This is a genomic window from Stenotrophomonas maltophilia complex sp. Om-AH-Sm3 (genome assembly GCF_059337855.1).
The window spans coordinates 421,462-438,312 of record NZ_JBYBLQ010000001.1; the positions used below are offsets into that span (position 1 = coordinate 421,462).

The window sequence follows — 16,851 nt, forward strand, 5'->3', positions numbered from 1 at the left end:
GTCATGGGCGGGCCGGCCATCCGCGCATGACAAAAAGCGTGCGAACCAAGGTTCGCACCCACCAGAGCAGTTTCAGTAGATCCACGCCATGCGTGGATGAGGCGCTTCCCGGTCAGTCGACCAGGCGCAGACGCAGTTCCTTCGGCAGCGCGAACACCATCGATTCCGGTTCGCCTTCCAGCTCGCCCACGCCGGTTGCACCCAGCTCGGCCAGGCGCGCCAGCACGCCATCGACCAGTACCTGCGGCGCCGAGGCGCCAGCGGTCACGCCGATGTGCTGCTTGCCCACCACCCACGCCGGGTCGATCTCGTGCGCACCGTCGATCAGGTACGACTCCACACCTTCACGGCGGGCCAGTTCGCTCAGACGGTTCGAGTTGGAGCTGTTCGGCGAACCGACCACCAGCACCAGGTCGCAGCGCTTGGCCAGGTCGCGCACGGCGTCCTGGCGGTTCTGCGTGGCGTAGCAGATGTCGTCGTTCTTCGGGCCCTGCATCGCCGGGAAACGCTCGCGCAGCGCATCGATGATGCCGCGCGTATCGTCCACCGACAGCGTCGTCTGGGTGGTGTAGGCGAAGTTGTCCGGCTGGTTGATGTGCAGCGTGGCAACCTGCTCGACATCCTCGACCAGGTAGATCTGGCCGGTACCGGCTTCGCGGTTCCACTGGCCCATGGTGCCTTCCACTTCCGGGTGACCGGCATGGCCGATCAGCACCACGTCACGGCCGGCACGGCAGTGGCGCGCGACTTCGAAGTGGACCTTGGTCACCAGCGGGCAGGTGGCATCGAACACCTTCAGGCCACGGCGCTCGGCTTCCTGGCGCACGGCCTGCGAGACGCCATGTGCGCTGAAGATCACCGTGTTGTTGTCCGGAACCTCGTCGAGCTCTTCGACGAAGATCGCGCCGCGCTGCTTCAGGTCGTCGACCACGAAGCGGTTGTGCACCACTTCATGGCGGACGTAGATGGGCGCGCCCAGCGTTTCGATCGCGCGCTTGACGATCTCGATCGCACGATCGACACCGGCACAGAAACCACGCGGGTTGGCGAGCAGCACATCCATCAGTTCAATCTCCCGGCAGCGGCCGGCTTACGGTTTCGGATTGGCATTATCCGCCTTTTTGGCGGACTTGCCGTCGAACAGGCCAAACAGGGCGATGCCGATGGCACCCACCACGATGGCCGAATCGGCGATGTTGAACGAGGGCCAGGTATAGCTGCCCACATACCACTGGATGAAATCGACCACATGGCCGTGCACCTGGCGGTCGATCACGTTGCCGATGGCACCGCCGATGATCAGCGCATACGGCACCGCGGCCTTCCAGTTGCCACGGGCGGTGCCGCGCAGCCACCAGGCCATCAGGCCGCTGATGGCGATCGCCAGCGCGGTGAAGAAGTACTTCTGCCAACCACCGGCGTCACTCAGGAAACTGAACGCCGCACCGGTGTTGTAGGTGCGGTACCAGTTCCAGAAGCCGTCGATGACCACCACCGGCTGGAACTCCGGCAGGCTCGACAGCACCCAGGCCTTGGACCACTGGTCCAGGCCGATGATGGCGGCCGACAGCAGCAGCCAGACCAGGGCGTTCGGATGCGGACGGGGCGCGGCCATCAGAACCAGCTCCGCACTTCACCGGCACCGGTGATGTTGCTCACGCAGCGGCCGCACAGTTCCGGATGGTCGGCGTTGCTGCCGACATCGGCGCGATGGTGCCAGCAGCGCACGCACTTGGTCTTGGTGGTCGGCTGGGCGCTGACGAACACCTCGTCGGTGGTCGCCGGCCGCACCTGCACGTCGCCGCTGATGAACAGGAAGCGCAGTTCATCGGCCAGCGGCTGCCACTTCGCGGCCTGCTCTTCGCTGGCGGCGATGGTGATTTCCGCTTCCAGCGCGGCACCGATCGCGCCGTTTGCACGCATCGGCTCGAGCACCTTGGCCACCTGCTCGCGCACAGCCAGCAGCTGGTCGAAATCGGCGGCGTTGAGCTGGGCACCGGCCGGCAGCGGCGCCAGGCCGTCGTACCAGGTGGTGAACAGCACATGGCCGGCACGTTCGCCCGGCAGGTAGCCCCACAGCTCGTCGGCGGTGAAGGTCAGGATCGGCGCCACCCAGCGGGTGAACGCTTCGGCGATGTGGTACATCGCGCTCTGTGCCGAACGGCGACCGTGCGAATCGGTCGGCATGGTGTACAGGCGGTCCTTGGTCACGTCCAGGTACAGCGAGCCCAGATCCACGCTGCAGAAGTTCAGCAGCAGCTGCACGATCTCGGCCATGTTGTAGCCGTCGTAGGCCGCCTTGATCTTCTCCTGCAGCTCCCAGGCGCGATGCACGATCCAGCGGTCCAGCGCGACCATCTGCTCGAGCGGTTGCAGGTGCCGGGCCGGATCGAAACCGTCCAGGTTGCCGAGCAGGAAGCGTGCGGTGTTGCGCAGGCGGCGGTAGGCGTCAGCATTGCGCTTCAGGATTTCCTGCGACAGCGACATCTCGTTGCTGTAGTCGGCCGAGGCGATCCACAGGCGCAGGATGTCCGCGCCCAGCTTGTTCATGATGTCCTGCGGCTCGATGCCGTTGCCCAGCGACTTGGACATCTTGCGGCCGTGCTCATCCACGGTGAAGCCGTGGGTGAGGCACTGCTTGTACGGCGCGCGCTTGTCGATCGCCACGCCGGTCAGCAGCGAGGACTGGAACCAACCGCGGTGCTGGTCGGAGCCTTCCAGGTACAGGTCGGCCGGCTTGCCGAAGCCACGCGCGGCGAGCACGCCTTCATGGGTCACGCCCGAATCGAACCAGACGTCGAGGATGTCGGTGACTTTCTCGTAGTCGGCCGCTTCGGCGCCGAGCAGTTCGGCGGCGTCCAGCGAGTACCACACATCGATGCCCTCGGCTTCGACGCGGTCGGCGACCTGCTGCATCAGCTCCACCGAGCGCGGGTGGATCTCGCCGGTCTGGCGATGGGTGAACAGTGCGATCGGTACGCCCCAGGTGCGCTGGCGCGAGATGGTCCAGTCCGGGCGACCGTCGACCATGCTCTGGATGCGCGCCTTGCCCCAGGTCGGGAACCAGCCGACAGTGTCGATCGCAGCCAGCGCATCGCTGCGCAGGTTGGCCTTGTCCATCGAGATGAACCACTGCGGAGTGGCGCGGAACACCACTGGTGTCTTGTGGCGCCAGCAGTGCGGATAGCTGTGGCGGATCGGGTGGAAGGCCAGCAGCGAATCATTGTCGCGCAGCACGCCGACGATGGCCTCCTGCGCCTTCCACAGGTGCTGGCCGGCCAGCACCACCTCACCGGCCGGCGGGGTCGATTCCAGGTACACGCCACGGCCGTCGATCGGGGTCACCTGCCCGGCGTTGTACTTGTCCAGCAGGCCGTACTTCTGGCTGACCACGAAGTCTTCCTGGCCGTGGCCAGGGGCGGTGTGCACCGCACCGGTACCGTCCTCGTCGGAGACGTGGTCGCCATTGAGCAGCGGGATGTCGCGCTCCGGATAGAACGGATGCGCCAGCAGCTGGTTCTCCAGCGCCGCACCGGTGGTTTCACCGTGCAGCACGACGCTCTCGACGCCGTAGCGCTGCAGCGAGCGCTCGGCCAGCGCGGCGGCCAGCACCAGCCAACGGCGCTTGCCGTTGTGGGCCGGGCCTTCGGCCAGCACATAGTTGATTTCCGCGCCCAGCGACACCGCCAGCGAGGCCGGCAGCGTCCACGGGGTGGTGGTCCAGATCGGCACGGCCACTTCGACGTCGGCCGGCACGCTCACACCGAACGCCTTGCCGATGGCCTGGGCATCGCGCGCGGCGTAGGCCACGTCGATCGCCGGCGATTCCTTTTCCTGGTACTCGATCTCCGCCTCGGCCAGTGCCGAGCCACAGTCGAAGCACCAGTACACCGGCTTGGCACCACGCACCAGGTGACCGTTGGCGACGACCTTGGCCAGCGCACGGATCTCATTGGCTTCGAAGTCGAAACTCAGGGTCTTGTACGGGTTGTCCCAATCGCCGGTCACGCCCAGGCGCTTGAAGTCCACGCGCTGGATGTTGATCTGCTCTTCGGCGAACTCGCGGCACTTCTGCCGGAATTCAACCGCATCGAGCTTGGTGCCGACCTTGCCCCACTTCTTCTCGACCGCGATCTCGATCGGCAGGCCATGGCAGTCCCAGCCCGGCACATAGGGCGCATCGAAGCCGGCCAGGTAGCGCGACTTGACGATGATGTCCTTCAGGATCTTGTTGACCGCATGGCCCAGGTGGATGCGGCCGTTGGCGTACGGCGGGCCGTCATGCAGCACGAACAGCGGGCGGCCGGCGGCGTTGTCACGCAGCTGCTGGTAGAGCCCCTGCGCTTCCCACCGCGCCAGAATGCCCGGCTCGCGCTTGGGCAGGTCGCCGCGCATCGGGAATTCGGTGGCTGGCAGGTTCAGGGTGGTCTTGTAGTCCTGGCTCACGCAGTGGCTCGCAATCTATGTTCGGAAAGGAGGGCGCGCGCCTGTTCGGCGTCGCGGTGCATCTGGTCGGTCAGTGCCGCCAGATCATTGAATTTCTCTTCGTCGCGCAGCTTGGCGACAAACTCCACGTCGATGTGGCGCCCGTACAGGTCGCCCTGGAAATCGAACAGGTGGGCCTCCAGCAGCGGCTCCACGCCGTCCACTGTCGGCCGGGTGCCGAAGCTGGACACCGACGGCCACGGCTGGTCGAACACGCCGTGCACCCAGGTCGCGTAGATGCCCGACAGTGCCGGGGTCTTCGGGAAGCGCAGGTTGGCGGTGGGGAAGCCCAGCGTACGGCCAAGCTGGCGCCCGCGCACCACCCGCCCGCTGATCGCATAGGGGCGGCCGAGCAGGTCGTTGGCGCGGGCGAAATCGCCCCCCTGCAGCAGCTGGCGGATGCGGGTGCTGGAAATGCGCTCGCCATGCAGGTCCACCGCTTCAATCTCGCCGGCGCTGAAGCCCAGTTCGGCGCCCATCTCCTGCAGCAGTGCCAGATCACCGCGGCGGCGGTTGCCGAAGCAGAACTCCGGCCCGATCCAGACTTCGCGGGCGCCCAGCCGGTGCACCAGCAACTGGCGCACAAAGGTCTCGGCCGGCATTGCCGCCATCGCCGCGTCGAAACGCAGCAGGCCGATCGCATCGACGCCGAGCTCGCGCAGGATCTCGACCTTGCTGCGCGCCAGGGTCAGCCGCGGCGGCGGCGTGCCCTGCGCGAAGAACTCACGCGGCAGCGGTTCGAATGCCACGGCCACTGCGGCCACGCCCAAGGCGCGCGCGCGGGCGACCGCGTGGCGGACCAGCGCACGATGGCCCAGGTGAAGGCCGTCGAATGCACCGATACAGACCACGCTTCCGTTGGGGAACAGCTCCCCGCCCTCGACGCTTCTGAACAGCCTGCTCATCAACTCTCGTTCCGGCCCGACCGGGGCCGCCGCTTCAATTGTGTAACCCTGAAGTATAGCCGCCACGGGCCGCGATCAATGCCCGCGCAGGTCGCGCGGGCGGAAGCCCATCGCCAGCATGGCCACCGCATAGGTCGCGCCGCCGCCGCCGACCAGCAACGCCAGGGCACCGATCCGCTCCCAGACACGCATCGCGGAGAAGCCCGGCAGCCAGTGCAGCAGCGCCAACAGCACGCCAACCATGGCCGCGCAGGCCAGCACCAGGCGCAGCAGATAGCCGCCCCAGCCCGGCCGGCGCTGGTAGACATCGGTCTTGCCCAGCCAGTACCAGAGCAGGCCCAGGTTCAGGTAACTGGACAGCGCGCTGGCGATGCCCAGTGCCAGGTGCAGGCCCGGCTGCTTGCCGATGGCCGCCATCACGCCCTGCGCCTTCAGCGCGTCGGGCACCATTACCTGGTACAGCACGGCCAGCAGGGCGAAGTTGAACACCATGTTGGCCACCAGCGCCGCCACACCGGCGCGCACCGGGGTCTTGGTGTCCTGGCGGGCGTAGAAGGCCGGCAGCACCACCTTCAGCAGGGCGAATGCCGGCAGGCCGAAGCTCAGGCCGTACACCGACAGCGCGGTCATGCGGGTGTCGAAGGCGCTGAACTGGCCGTGCTGGAAGATGGTCGCGATCAGCGGCTCGGCCAGCAGCAGCAGGCCCAGCATGGCCGGCACCGAGATCAGCAGGGTCATGCGCAGGCCCCAGTCCAGCGAGCGCGAGAAGCCCTCGCGGTCGGTGCTGACATGGTGGCGGGCCAGCGCCGGCAGGATCACCGTGCCCAAGGCCACGCCGAACACGCCCAACGGCAGCTCCAGGAAGCGGTCAGCCAGCGACAGCCACGACTGCGAGCCGTCGGTCAGCTTGGCCGCGATCACCGTATCCAGCAGCAGGTTGATCTGCGCCACCGAGGAACCAAACAGGGTCGGCACCATCAGCGTCATCACCTTGCGCACACCCGGGTGGCGCCAGCCCCAGCGCGGCAGGGTCAGCAGATTGATGCCCTTCAGCGAGGGCAGCTGGAACAGCAACTGCAGGATGCCGGCGGCCAGCACTGCCCAGCCCAGCGCCAGGATCTGCTTTTCCGGCGTACCGCCCAGCCGCGGTGCCAGCCACAGCGCGCCGGCGATCATGCACAGGTTGAGAATGACCGGGGTCAGCGCCGGCATGGCAAAGCGCTGGAAGCTGTTCAGCGCACCACCGGCCAGTGCGGTCAGCGAGACGAACAGCAGGAACGGGAAGGTCAGGCGGAACAGGTCGACCAGCAGGCCCTGCTTGACCGGGTCGGTATCAACGCCACTGGAGAAGACCGAGGCCAGCTGCGGCGCGAAGATCAGCGCCAGTGCGGTGACCAGCATTAGCACCCCGCCCAGGGTGCCGGCGGTGCGGGACATCAGTTCGCGCAGCTCGGCGTGGCTGCGGGTTTCCTTCACTTCCGTGAACACCGGCACGAAAGCGGTGGCAAAAGACCCTTCGGCGAACAACCGACGCAGGAAATTGGGTACCCTGAAGGCGACCCAGAAAGCATCAGTGATGGCGTTGGTGCCGAACGTGGTGGTCACCACGAAGTCCCGGACAAGTCCGAGAACGCGCGAGACCATGGTCATGCTGCTGAACGACAGCAGGCCCCGCAACAACTTGGGTGAACTCACTCAGCGTCCCTCTTGACAATCGACTTGACGTGCATTTCTTACGCCATCATACTAGCTAGCTTGCTGTTCCCATAACACCGATTTTTTCAGGAAACCACCACCGTGGCCAATATCAAGTCCGCCAAGAAGCGCGCCAAGCAGACCGTCGTGCGCAACGCGCGCAACGTGGCTCAGCGCTCGATGCTGCGCACCGCTGTCAAGAAAGTGATCAAGGCGCTGGACGCCAACGATGCCGCCGGCGCCGAAGCCGCCTTCGCCGTTGCCCAGCCGATCCTGGATCGCTTCAGCGCGCGTGGCCTGATCCACAAGAACAAGGCTGCTCGCCACAAGAGCCGCCTGAACGACCGCATCAAGGCCCTCAAGGCCGCCTGATCCGGCGTTGCCGCCCTGCCCTTCGGGGTTGGGCTGCAGACAAAAGCCCGGCCCCGGCCGGGTTTTTTGTTGCCCGCGATCCGGGACTTTTGACACGTCCGGGGTCAGATCCCTTTTCCAGCGGAAAAGGGATCTGACCCCGGCAACAAAAAACCCGGCCGAAGCCGGGTTTTCCGCATGGAACCACAACGCCATCATTGCGCGTCGCGGGCTTCCTGCTCTTCTTCCTTCTGGCGATCGAAGAAGGCCATGATCCGGCTCATGATCGGGAAGGTGCCTTCGCGACCCAGTGCGGAGACCAGGAACCACGGCTCCTTCCAGCCCAGCTCGGCAACGATCTGCTCGGCCGCGGCCTGCGCTTCGTCTTCGAACATCAGGTCAGCCTTGTTCAGCACCAGCCAGCGCGGCTTTTTCAGCAGTTCCGGATCGTGCTTCCCCAGCTCGCGCTCGATCGCACGCACCTGCTCCACCGGCGAGATGCCGTCCACGCCGCCTTCCATCGGCGAGATGTCCACCAGGTGCAGCAGCAGGCGGGTGCGCTGCAGGTGGCGCAGGAACTGCGCGCCCAGGCCGGCGCCATCGGCCGCGCCTTCGATCAGGCCGGGAATGTCGGCGATCACGAAGCTGCGGTGGTTCTCCACCTTCACCACGCCCAGGTTCGGGTACAGCGTGGTGAACGGGTAATCAGCCACCTTCGGCGTCGCCGCCGAAACGGCGCGGATCAGGGTGCTCTTGCCCGCGTTGGGGAAGCCCAGCAGGCCGACATCGGCCAGCAGCTTCAGCTCCAGCTTCAGCGTGCGCTCCTCGCCCGGCTCGCCCGGCAACGCCTGGCGCGGCGAGCGGTTGGTCGAGCTCTTGAAGTGCATGTTGCCCAGGCCGCCACGACCGCCCTTGGCCACCAGCAGGCGATCGCCGTGCTGGGTCAGGTCGCCGATGACTTCATCGGTCGCCACGTTGATCACCACGGTGCCGACCGGCACGGTGATGGTCAGGTCTTCGCCACCCTTGCCATAGGCCTGGCGGCCCATGCCGTTCTCGCCGCGCTGCGCCTTGAAGATGCGGTCATGGCGGAAGTCGACCAGGGTGTTCAGGTTTTCGTCGGCGCGGATGTACACGCTGCCGCCCGCACCGCCGTCGCCGCCGTCCGGGCCGCCGAGCGGAATGAACTTCTCGCGACGGAAGCCAATGCAGCCGTTGCCGCCGTTGCCGGCGAACACTTCGATTTCTGCTTCGTCTACCAGTTTCATTGTTTCGATGCCTGCGATGGGCGTGGCCTGCAGGCCGCCGCCTTGAATGTTATGCCTGCCGATGGCCGGCAGCCCGGCCTGGCCGGTCTTGCTTCAACTCTAACGAAAAGCCCCGCCGAAGCGGGGCTCTTCATGCAGCACTCCCATGCCAGGGCACGGGTGCCGGCGATGCCTGGATCAGGCGTCGGCCGAGACGATGCTGACGGTGCGACGCTTCTTGGCGCCCTTGACCGAGAACTCCACCTTGCCGTCCACGAGGGCGAACAGGGTGTGGTCGCGGCCCAGGCCAACGCCCGAACCCGGGTGGAACTGGGTGCCGCGCTGACGCACGATGATGTTGCCGGCTTCGATGGCCTGGCCGCCGAAGATCTTGACGCCCAGGTACTTCGGGTTGGAGTCGCGACCGTTGCGCGAGGAGCCTACGCCCTTTTTATGTGCCATGACTGCTTCTCCTGATGCTTAGCCGGCGATGCCGGTGATCTCGATTTCGGTGTAGTACTGACGGTGACCCTGACGCTTCATGTGGTGCTTGCGGCGACGGAACTTGATGATCCGGACCTTGTCAGCACGACCCTGGGACAGGACCTTGGCGGTGACGGCAGCGCCCTTCAGCGCATCGCCCAGCTTCACGCCGTCGCTGTCACCCAGCATCAGGATGTTGTCAAACTTGATCTCGCTGCCGACTTCGACTTCGAGCTTTTCAATGCGGAGCTTTTCGCCCTGCGCCACGCGGTATTGCTTACCGCCGGTGACCAGTACTGCGTACATGACCAGGCCTTCCTCTGTAGTTATTGTGGTCTGAGCTGCCGCCATCGAGGGCGGACAGGAGCGGGATTTTACGCAGATCATCGGGCGCGGGTCAAGTCAACCCCTGAACGCCGCAGGGGGCGGCGTCGGAACGGGGTCAGATCCCTTTTCACCCCGTGAAAAGGGATCTGACCCCTGCCTGTCGGCCTGTCTCACAAGGTGAGACACCGGGCTGGCATTGTCGCCCATTGCCCCCATCTGGTCACCTCGGTAGGCTGACCGATTGCCGTTCCCTGCTGGCCCGGCACCCAGCCAACGCCCCCACAACCGGATCCCCCATGGCGATGGATTTCATCCGCATCCGCGGCGCGCGGACGCACAACCTGAAGAACCTCGACCTCGACCTGCCCCGCGACAAGCTGATCGTGATCACCGGCCTGTCCGGCTCGGGCAAGTCCTCGCTGGCGTTCGACACCATCTATGCAGAAGGCCAGCGCCGCTATGTCGAGTCGTTGTCGGCCTATGCGCGCCAGTTCCTGAGCGTGATGGAAAAACCGGACCTGGACCACATCGAGGGCCTGTCCCCGGCGATCTCGATCGAGCAGAAGTCGACCTCGCACAACCCGCGTTCGACGGTCGGCACGATCACCGAGATCTACGACTACCTGCGCCTGCTGTACGCCCGCGTAGGCACCCCGCGCTGCCCAGACCACGGCTACCCGCTGGAAGCGCAGACGGTCAGCCAGATGGTCGACCAGGTGCTGACCCTGGACCCGGAACAGCGCTACATGCTGCTGGCGCCGGTCATCCGCGACCGCAAGGGCGAGCATGCCCAGGTGTTCGACCAGCTGCGCGCGCAGGGCTTCGTGCGCATGCGCGTGGACGGCGAGCTGCATGAGATCGACGCGGTGCCGCCGCTGGCGCTGCGCCAGAAGCACACCATCGAGGCGGTGATCGACCGCTTCCGCCCGCGCGAGGACATCAAGCAGCGCCTGGCCGAGAGCTTCGAGACCGCGCTGAAGCTGGGCGACGGCATGGCCTCGGTGCAGAGCCTGGACAACACGGAAACTGCGCCGACCCTGTTCTCCTCCAAATACTCCTGCCCGGTCTGCGATTACTCGCTGCCGGAACTGGAGCCGCGCCTGTTCTCGTTCAACGCACCGATGGGCGCCTGCCCCGGCTGCGATGGCCTGGGCATGGCCGAGTTCTTCGATCCCTCGCGCGTGGTGGTGCACCCCGAGCTGTCGCTGGCCGCCGGCGCGGTGCGCGGCTGGGATCGCCGCAACGCCTACTACTTCCAGCTGATCGCTTCGCTGGCCAAGCACTACCGGTTCGACGTCGACGCGGCCTGGAACTCGCTGCCGGACAAGGTGCAGCAGGCCGTGCTGTACGGCAGCGGCGATGAAGCGATCACCTTCACCTACTTCACCGAAGCCGGTGGCCGCACCCAGCGCAAGCATCGCTTCGAGGGCATCATTCCCAACCTCGAGCGCCGCTACAAGGAAACCGAATCGCCGGCGGTGCGCGAAGAGCTGTCCAAGTACATCAGCGAACAACCCTGCCCGGAATGCCATGGCGCGCGCCTGAACAAGGCTGCACGCAATGTGTTCGTGGCCGACCGCCCGCTGCCGGAGCTGGTGGTGCTGCCGATCGACGAGGCGCTGAAGTTCTTCAGCGAGCTGAGCCTGCCGGGCTGGCGCGGCGAGATCGCCGCGAAGATCGTCAAGGAAATCGGCGAACGCCTCGGCTTCCTGGTCGACGTGGGCCTGGATTACCTGACCCTCGAGCGCAAGGCCGACACCCTGTCAGGTGGCGAGGCGCAGCGCATCCGCCTGGCCAGCCAGATCGGCGCCGGCCTGGTCGGCGTGATGTACGTGCTCGACGAACCATCGATCGGCCTGCACCAGCGCGACAACGAACGCCTGCTCGGCACCCTCACCCGCCTGCGCGACCTCGGCAACACGGTGATCGTGGTCGAGCATGACGAGGACGCGATCCGCCTGGCCGACTACGTGCTGGACATCGGCCCGGGCGCGGGCGTGCATGGCGGCGAGATCGTCGGCCAGGGCACCCTGCAGGACATCCTGGAGGCACCGCGCTCGCTGACCGGCCAGTACCTGTCGGGCAAGCGCGCGATCGAGATCCCGGCGCGCCGGCACAAGCCGAACCCGAAGATGACCCTGCACCTGCGCGGGGCCAGCGGCAACAACCTCAAGGGCGTGGATCTGGCGATTCCGTCGGGCCTGCTGACCTGCGTGACCGGTGTGTCCGGCTCCGGCAAGTCGACCCTGATCAACGACACCCTGTTCTCGCTGGCTGCCAACGAGATCAACGGCGCCTCGCACCCGATCGCCCCGTACAAGGAGATCGATGGCCTGGACCTGTTCGACAAGGTGGTGGACATCGACCAGTCGCCGATCGGCCGCACCCCGCGTTCGAACCCGGCCACCTACACCGGCCTGTTCACTCCCCTGCGCGAACTGTTCGCACAGGTGCCCGAAGCGCGTGCACGCGGCTACTCGCCGGGCCGCTTCAGCTTCAACGTGCGTGGTGGCCGCTGCGAGGCCTGCCAGGGCGATGGCCTGATCAAGGTCGAGATGCACTTCCTGCCGGACGTGTACGTGCCGTGCGATGTCTGCCACGGCAAGCGCTACAACCGGGAGACGCTGGAGATCCTGTACAAGGGTTTCAACATCAACGACGTGCTGGAAATGACCGTCGAGGATGCGCTGAAGCTGTTCGAACCGGTGCCGTCGATCGCACGCAAGCTGGAAACGCTGGTCGACGTCGGCCTGAGCTACATCAAGCTGGGCCAGAGCGCGACCACGCTGTCCGGTGGTGAAGCGCAGCGCGTGAAGCTGTCCAAGGAGCTGTCGCGCCGCGATACCGGCCGCACCCTGTACATCCTCGACGAGCCGACCACCGGCCTGCACTTCCACGACATCGAAGCGCTGCTGGGCGTGCTGCACAAGCTGCGCGACGAAGGCAACACGGTGGTGGTGATCGAGCACAACCTGGACGTGATCAAGACCGCCGACTGGATCGTCGATCTGGGTCCGGAGGGTGGCCACCGCGGCGGCACCATCCTGGTCACCGGCACGCCGGAAGACGTGGCGGCCTGCCCGCAGTCGTACACCGGCCAGTTCCTGGCCCGCATGCTGCCTTCCACCAGCGCGCGCCCCGAGCAGCCGGCCGCCGTGGCCAACAAGCCCGACGCCCGCCCGCCGCGCAAGGTGAAGCCCGAGAAGCCGGCCAAGGTGGCGAAGAAGGCCGTGGCCGCCAAGAGCACCGGCAAGGCCAGCAAGAGCACGTCGAAGAAGAAGGACGCCTGATGAGCAGCGAACACAAGATCCTGGCCCGCATCCCGATCAGCGTGCGCTGGCGCGACATGGACAGCATGGGCCACGTCAACAACGCCAAGTACATTTCCTACCTGGAAGAAGCGCGCGTGCGCTGGATGCTGGGCGTGGACGGCGTGTCGATGACCGACCGCATCGCACCGGTGGTGGCCGCGACCAACGTCAATTACCGGCTGCCGATCGTGTGGCCCAACGACATCGTGGTCGAATTGTTCGTCGAGCGCCTGGGCAACAGCAGCGTGACCATCGGCCACCGCATCGTCGACCAGCAGGACGCGTCGAAGCTGTACTCGGATGGCAACGTGGTGGTGGTCTGGATGGATACCCAGACCGGCAAGAGCGCGCCGCTGCCGGAGGCGATCCGCAACGCTTCCACCTGAAGGTAGTGCCGGCCGCTGGCCGGCAACCTCCAGACGCTTCGCGCATGCCGGCCAGCGGCCGGCACTGCCGATCCAATTCAAAGGACTGACATGATCCACCAGACTGAACTGAGCGACCTGCTGCCCGGCATGGTCCCCTTCCCTACCGATGTCTTCCCCGCCGACCAGGCCTGGCTCGGCCAGCACCTGCTGCCGCTGCTGAAGATCGACCTCGGTGTGCTGCGCCCGGAACTGGCCGGCCAGGTGGCGACGATGCTGTGCCCGATCGAGCCGTACGACGGCTGCATCGGCGAAACCACCGAAGAACACCACAACGATTTCACCGCCACCAACTGGATCGCCTTCGAGCTGACCGCCGGCAACCAGATGCGCTTCCTCGGCAACGAGGGCTATTTCATCGGCGATGCAGTACAGGACAAGGACGCGCAGGAACACATTGCGCAGATGCGCGACAGCTACGCCAAGGCCCGCGACTACCACGCCATGCATGGCCGCCTCGCCTGCTACTCGCGCTACGGCAAGGGTGAGGCCAGCGAGCGCGCTTATCTGGATACGCTGGGGGGACAGATTTCCTGTGGCAACTGGATCGAAACGGCCGATATTCCTGCCGCCTTCACCCTGGAATTCACCGACGCCGCCAACGACCGGCATGCTCCAGATGATGCCGAACTGGCGATCATCCGCCGCGATGGCCACAAGTTCTTCGCCGTCGCCGAAGTCGCCGGCTACAACTGGTGCGCCACCGGCGCCGACGCGGTCGTGATGCTGTATGAGCCGGTGAGCCGCACGGTGCTGTTCTCGTACGACTGGTCGTAAGACCCTGCGCCAGTGCCGGCCGCTGGCCGGCATTTCCTGTGCTGCCGGCCAGCCGCCGGCCCTACCCGTTCGTCATTTCGAAGCCCTGCGCACGGTCAACGTCGCGCTCGCTTCACCACCACCTTCCAGCTGCAACTGCAGCGGCAGCGCCTGGCCTTCCTTCAGCGCGCCCCGCCCCTGCATCAGCATCAGGTGCAGGCCAGCAGGCTTGAGTTCGGCACGCGCGCCGGCTGCCAGCGGCAGGCGCTCGATCGCGCGCATCCGGCTGACGCCATCGACGATCGTGGTCTCGTGCAGCGACACGTCGCCGAAACTACTGCTGGTCGCACCGGTGATCACCACCGCCCTGCTGCAGCCGTTGTGGATCACGCCATACCCGGCAGTCATCGGCATCGCCGGATTCGGTGGCAACCGCGCCCAGCCCTGCTCCACCGTGACGCAGCGTGATTCCGCAGCCGAAGCCGATGCTGCGACCGCACACAGCACCCACAGTACGCCAACGAATGGTTTGGTTATCATCGCCCAGGTTCCTTCTTCGCAACGAGACCGCAGCATGACGACGCTCATCGAGGTGATCAACCACGGCCCCATCCGCGAACTGCGCCTGGCGCGGCCGCCGGTCAATGCACTGGACACCGATCTGTGCCGGCAGCTGATCCATGCCATCGAACTGGCCATGGCCGAAGACGCGCACGGCATCGTGCTGTCGGGCAGCGAGCGCATCTTCACCGGTGGAATGGACGTGCCGCACCTGCTCTCGCATGGCGATGACAAGCACAAGCTGCTGGACACCTGGAACGCTTTCTTTGGCGCCGTGCGCACACTGGCCGAGAGCCGCATCCCGGTGGTCGCAGCGATCACCGGCCACGCGCCGGCCGGCGGCTGCGTGCTGGCCCTGTGCTGCGACTACCGGGTAATGGCGCGCAGCGCCGATCCGTCGCGGCCGTATGCCATCGGCCTGAACGAGGTGCAGGTGGGCCTGATCGCGCCGGAGGGCATCCAGCGCCTGCTGCGCCGTGCGGTGGGCGTGCACCGCGCCGGCGTGCTGCTGACCACCGGCTCGCTGGTGCCGGCCGAACAGGCGCTGCAGATCGGCCTGGTCGACGAGCTGGCTGAGGGTGACCTGGTGGTGGCCCGCGCCGTGGCCTGGCTGCAGAACCTGCTCAAGCAGCCTCGGCAGCCGATGCTGCTGACCCGCGCCATCGCTCGCGCCGACCTGCACGAAGCGCTGCACCCGGACCTGATCCAGCTGGACCGTTTCGTCGAGGCCTGGTTCGCCCCGGACGCACAGAACGCCCTGCAGGCCCTGGCGGCGCGCCTGGGCAAGTAGCGGTTGCCCCGCCCGGGGTCAGATCCCTTTCGCCGGGCGAAAGGGATCTGACCCCTGACCGGTATAATCAGGCCCTCTTTCACTGCTGTGGCCGCCCCCTTGAACGACACGCCCGAACCCGTCGTCTCCGAGCTGATCGACCTGCTCACGCTGGAGCGGCTGGAGGACAACCTGTTCCGCGGGCAGAGCCGCGACATCGGCACCAAGTACGTGTTCGGTGGGCAGGTACTGGGCCAGGCCCTGGCTGCGGCGCAGGCCACGGTCGACAACGGCCGCCACGTGCACTCGCTGCACGCCTACTTCCTCCGCGCCGGCAACATCGACCACCCGATCGTCTACGACGTGGACCGCACCCGCGATGGCGGCAGCTTCTCGGTGCGACGGGTCACCGCGATCCAGCACGGCAAGGTGATCTTCTTCTGCGCGGCCTCGTTCCAGCAGGCCGAGACCGGCGCCGAGCACCAGCACAAGATGCCTGAAGTGCCGCAGCCGGAAGACATCGAACCAAACCGGCCGCTGCCGGCCGAAGTGCTGGAGCGGCTGCCGATCAAGGTGCAGCGCTGGCTGTCGCGTGGCGGCCCGTTCGAGTTCCGCCACGTCTACCCGCGCGACGAGTTGAACCCGCCCAAGCGCCCGCCCTACCACCAGGTGTGGCTGCGCCTGAGCGAGCCGGTCGGCGATGCCCCGGAGCTGCACCAGGCGCTGCTGGCCTATGCCTCCGACTTCCACCTGCTGGGCACGGCGACCTTCCCGCACGGCATCAGCTACTACCACCCGCACGTGCAGATGGCCTCGCTCGACCACGCAATCTGGTTCCACCGCCCGTTCCGCGCCGACGACTGGCTGCTGTACTCGCTGGACAGCCCCAGCGCGCAGGATTCGCGCGGCCTGGCCCGCGGCCAGTTCTTCACCCGCAACGGCGTGCTGGTGGCCAGCACTGCGCAGGAAGGCCTGATCCGCGTGGTTCCCGACCAGGCTGCGGCCGCCGCCGTGCCGGCCACGGAGTAACCCATGCGCCAGATCTTCAGCAGCCAGCGCGTGGAAACCGTCGAAGGCGTGGCCGAGCTCCTGCGCGGGCATGGGATCGACGTCAAGGTGACCAACGGGCGCTCGTACAAGACCCGTCGCCGCGGCCAGTTCAGTTATACCGACCTGGGCAACGCCAACGCCTATCCGGCGGTATGGGTCGTGCGTGCCGACGACCAGCCGCGCGCGCGCGAAATCCTGCGCGAGGCGCGCCTGCTCGACACTACCCGCCGTGACCACCCCACCGCCGAATTCGCCTTCCGCGACGCGCCGGAACCGGGCAGCGGCGGCCGCAGCTGGGCCTGGCGCATCCGCATCGCGCTGCTGGTGGTGATCGCTGGCGTGGCGCTGGTGATCGGCCTGCGCCATCGTGGTGCCCCGGCACCCGCCCCGCTGGCCCAGCCGCAGCAGACGCAACCGGCACCGCAGGCCGCCCCGGAAGAGGACGAAGTCCGGGTCCGCATCCAGCCCTCGAAATGACTCGCGGGT

General features: G+C 66.6%; 16 protein-coding genes. 7 read left to right on the top strand and 9 right to left on the bottom strand.

What is annotated here, in order from left to right:
• Positions 1–112: 112 nt before the first annotated feature.
• The 5 genes from ispH to murJ all read right to left on the bottom strand — a co-directional run bounded on the left by ispH (position 113) and on the right by murJ (position 7,070).
• A complete protein-coding gene (ispH, locus tag AC10QF_RS01945) occupies positions 113–1,063 on the bottom strand; it encodes a 4-hydroxy-3-methylbut-2-enyl diphosphate reductase (protein ID WP_005415710.1) in 951 nt (316 codons plus the stop codon).
• 27 nt (positions 1,064–1,090) lie between these two features.
• Positions 1,091–1,615, bottom strand: coding sequence for a signal peptidase II (gene lspA, locus AC10QF_RS01950; RefSeq protein ID WP_005408564.1), 525 nt, complete (start codon positions 1,613–1,615; stop codon positions 1,091–1,093).
• Complete coding sequence (ileS, locus tag AC10QF_RS01955; RefSeq protein ID WP_494541649.1) at positions 1,615–4,446, bottom strand: isoleucine--tRNA ligase; 2,832 nt, start codon at positions 4,444–4,446, stop codon at positions 1,615–1,617. The genes lspA and ileS overlap by 1 nt, the downstream gene beginning before the upstream one ends.
• Positions 4,443–5,390 carry a bifunctional riboflavin kinase/FAD synthetase gene (locus tag AC10QF_RS01960; protein ID WP_069139084.1) on the bottom strand — a complete coding sequence of 316 codons (948 nt, stop codon included), beginning with the start codon at positions 5,388–5,390 and terminating at the stop codon, positions 4,443–4,445. Before AC10QF_RS01960 ends, ileS begins: the two co-directional genes overlap by 4 nt.
• Before the next feature lie 75 nt (positions 5,391–5,465).
• Entirely contained in the window at positions 5,466–7,070 is a 1,605-nt protein-coding gene (gene murJ / locus AC10QF_RS01965) for a murein biosynthesis integral membrane protein MurJ (RefSeq protein WP_088496456.1), read from the bottom strand.
• Between the two features lie 117 nt (positions 7,071–7,187).
• On the opposite strand from murJ, the gene rpsT reads away from it, so the two are divergent.
• Positions 7,188–7,457 carry a 30S ribosomal protein S20 gene (gene rpsT, locus AC10QF_RS01970; protein WP_005408560.1) on the top strand — a complete coding sequence of 90 codons (270 nt, stop codon included), beginning with the start codon at positions 7,188–7,190 and terminating at the stop codon, positions 7,455–7,457.
• A 194-nt stretch (positions 7,458–7,651) separates the two neighbouring features.
• On the opposite strand, the gene cgtA is transcribed toward rpsT, so the two are convergent.
• The 3 genes from cgtA to rplU all read right to left on the bottom strand — a co-directional run bounded on the left by cgtA (position 7,652) and on the right by rplU (position 9,472).
• Positions 7,652–8,704, bottom strand: a complete 1,053-nt coding sequence (gene cgtA / locus AC10QF_RS01975) for an Obg family GTPase CgtA (RefSeq protein ID WP_069139083.1) — start codon at positions 8,702–8,704, stop codon at positions 7,652–7,654.
• Between the two features lie 177 nt (positions 8,705–8,881).
• A complete protein-coding gene (gene rpmA / locus AC10QF_RS01980; protein ID WP_005415704.1) occupies positions 8,882–9,145 on the bottom strand; it encodes a 50S ribosomal protein L27 in 264 nt (87 codons plus the stop codon).
• A gap of 18 nt (positions 9,146–9,163) precedes the next feature.
• Positions 9,164–9,472, bottom strand: coding sequence for a 50S ribosomal protein L21 (gene rplU / locus AC10QF_RS01985; RefSeq protein ID WP_005408557.1), 309 nt, complete (start codon positions 9,470–9,472; stop codon positions 9,164–9,166).
• A 317-nt stretch (positions 9,473–9,789) separates the two neighbouring features.
• Between rplU and uvrA the strand changes: the two genes are divergently transcribed.
• The 3 genes from uvrA (at position 9,790) to AC10QF_RS02000 (ending at position 14,006) form a co-directional block, all read left to right on the top strand.
• Positions 9,790–12,783 carry an excinuclease ABC subunit UvrA gene (uvrA, locus tag AC10QF_RS01990; RefSeq protein ID WP_494541650.1) on the top strand — a complete coding sequence of 998 codons (2,994 nt, stop codon included), beginning with the start codon at positions 9,790–9,792 and terminating at the stop codon, positions 12,781–12,783.
• On the top strand, positions 12,783–13,190 hold the full coding sequence (locus tag AC10QF_RS01995) for an acyl-CoA thioesterase (RefSeq protein ID WP_065178106.1): 408 nt from the start codon (positions 12,783–12,785) through the stop codon (positions 13,188–13,190). The genes uvrA and AC10QF_RS01995 overlap by 1 nt, the downstream gene beginning before the upstream one ends.
• Before the next feature lie 90 nt (positions 13,191–13,280).
• Positions 13,281–14,006 carry an enolase gene (locus AC10QF_RS02000; protein ID WP_111175470.1) on the top strand — a complete coding sequence of 242 codons (726 nt, stop codon included), beginning with the start codon at positions 13,281–13,283 and terminating at the stop codon, positions 14,004–14,006.
• Between the two features lie 72 nt (positions 14,007–14,078).
• On the opposite strand, the gene AC10QF_RS02005 is transcribed toward AC10QF_RS02000, so the two are convergent.
• Positions 14,079–14,525 carry a copper chaperone PCu(A)C gene (locus AC10QF_RS02005; RefSeq protein ID WP_494541651.1) on the bottom strand — a complete coding sequence of 149 codons (447 nt, stop codon included), beginning with the start codon at positions 14,523–14,525 and terminating at the stop codon, positions 14,079–14,081.
• Positions 14,526–14,559: 34 nt separating this feature from the next.
• On the opposite strand from AC10QF_RS02005, the gene AC10QF_RS02010 reads away from it, so the two are divergent.
• The 3 genes from AC10QF_RS02010 to AC10QF_RS02020 all read left to right on the top strand — a co-directional run bounded on the left by AC10QF_RS02010 (position 14,560) and on the right by AC10QF_RS02020 (position 16,842).
• Positions 14,560–15,336: an enoyl-CoA hydratase/isomerase family protein gene (locus AC10QF_RS02010; RefSeq protein WP_005415699.1), complete on the top strand. Its 777-nt coding sequence runs from the start codon at positions 14,560–14,562 to the stop codon at positions 15,334–15,336.
• An 87-nt stretch (positions 15,337–15,423) separates the two neighbouring features.
• Complete coding sequence (tesB, locus tag AC10QF_RS02015; protein WP_428993228.1) at positions 15,424–16,344, top strand: acyl-CoA thioesterase II; 921 nt, start codon at positions 15,424–15,426, stop codon at positions 16,342–16,344.
• A 3-nt stretch (positions 16,345–16,347) separates the two neighbouring features.
• Positions 16,348–16,842 (top strand): pathogenicity-like protein, encoded by a 495-nt coding sequence (locus AC10QF_RS02020; RefSeq protein ID WP_111175476.1) that lies wholly within the window; start codon positions 16,348–16,350, stop codon positions 16,840–16,842.
• Positions 16,843–16,851: the final 9 nt, after the last annotated feature.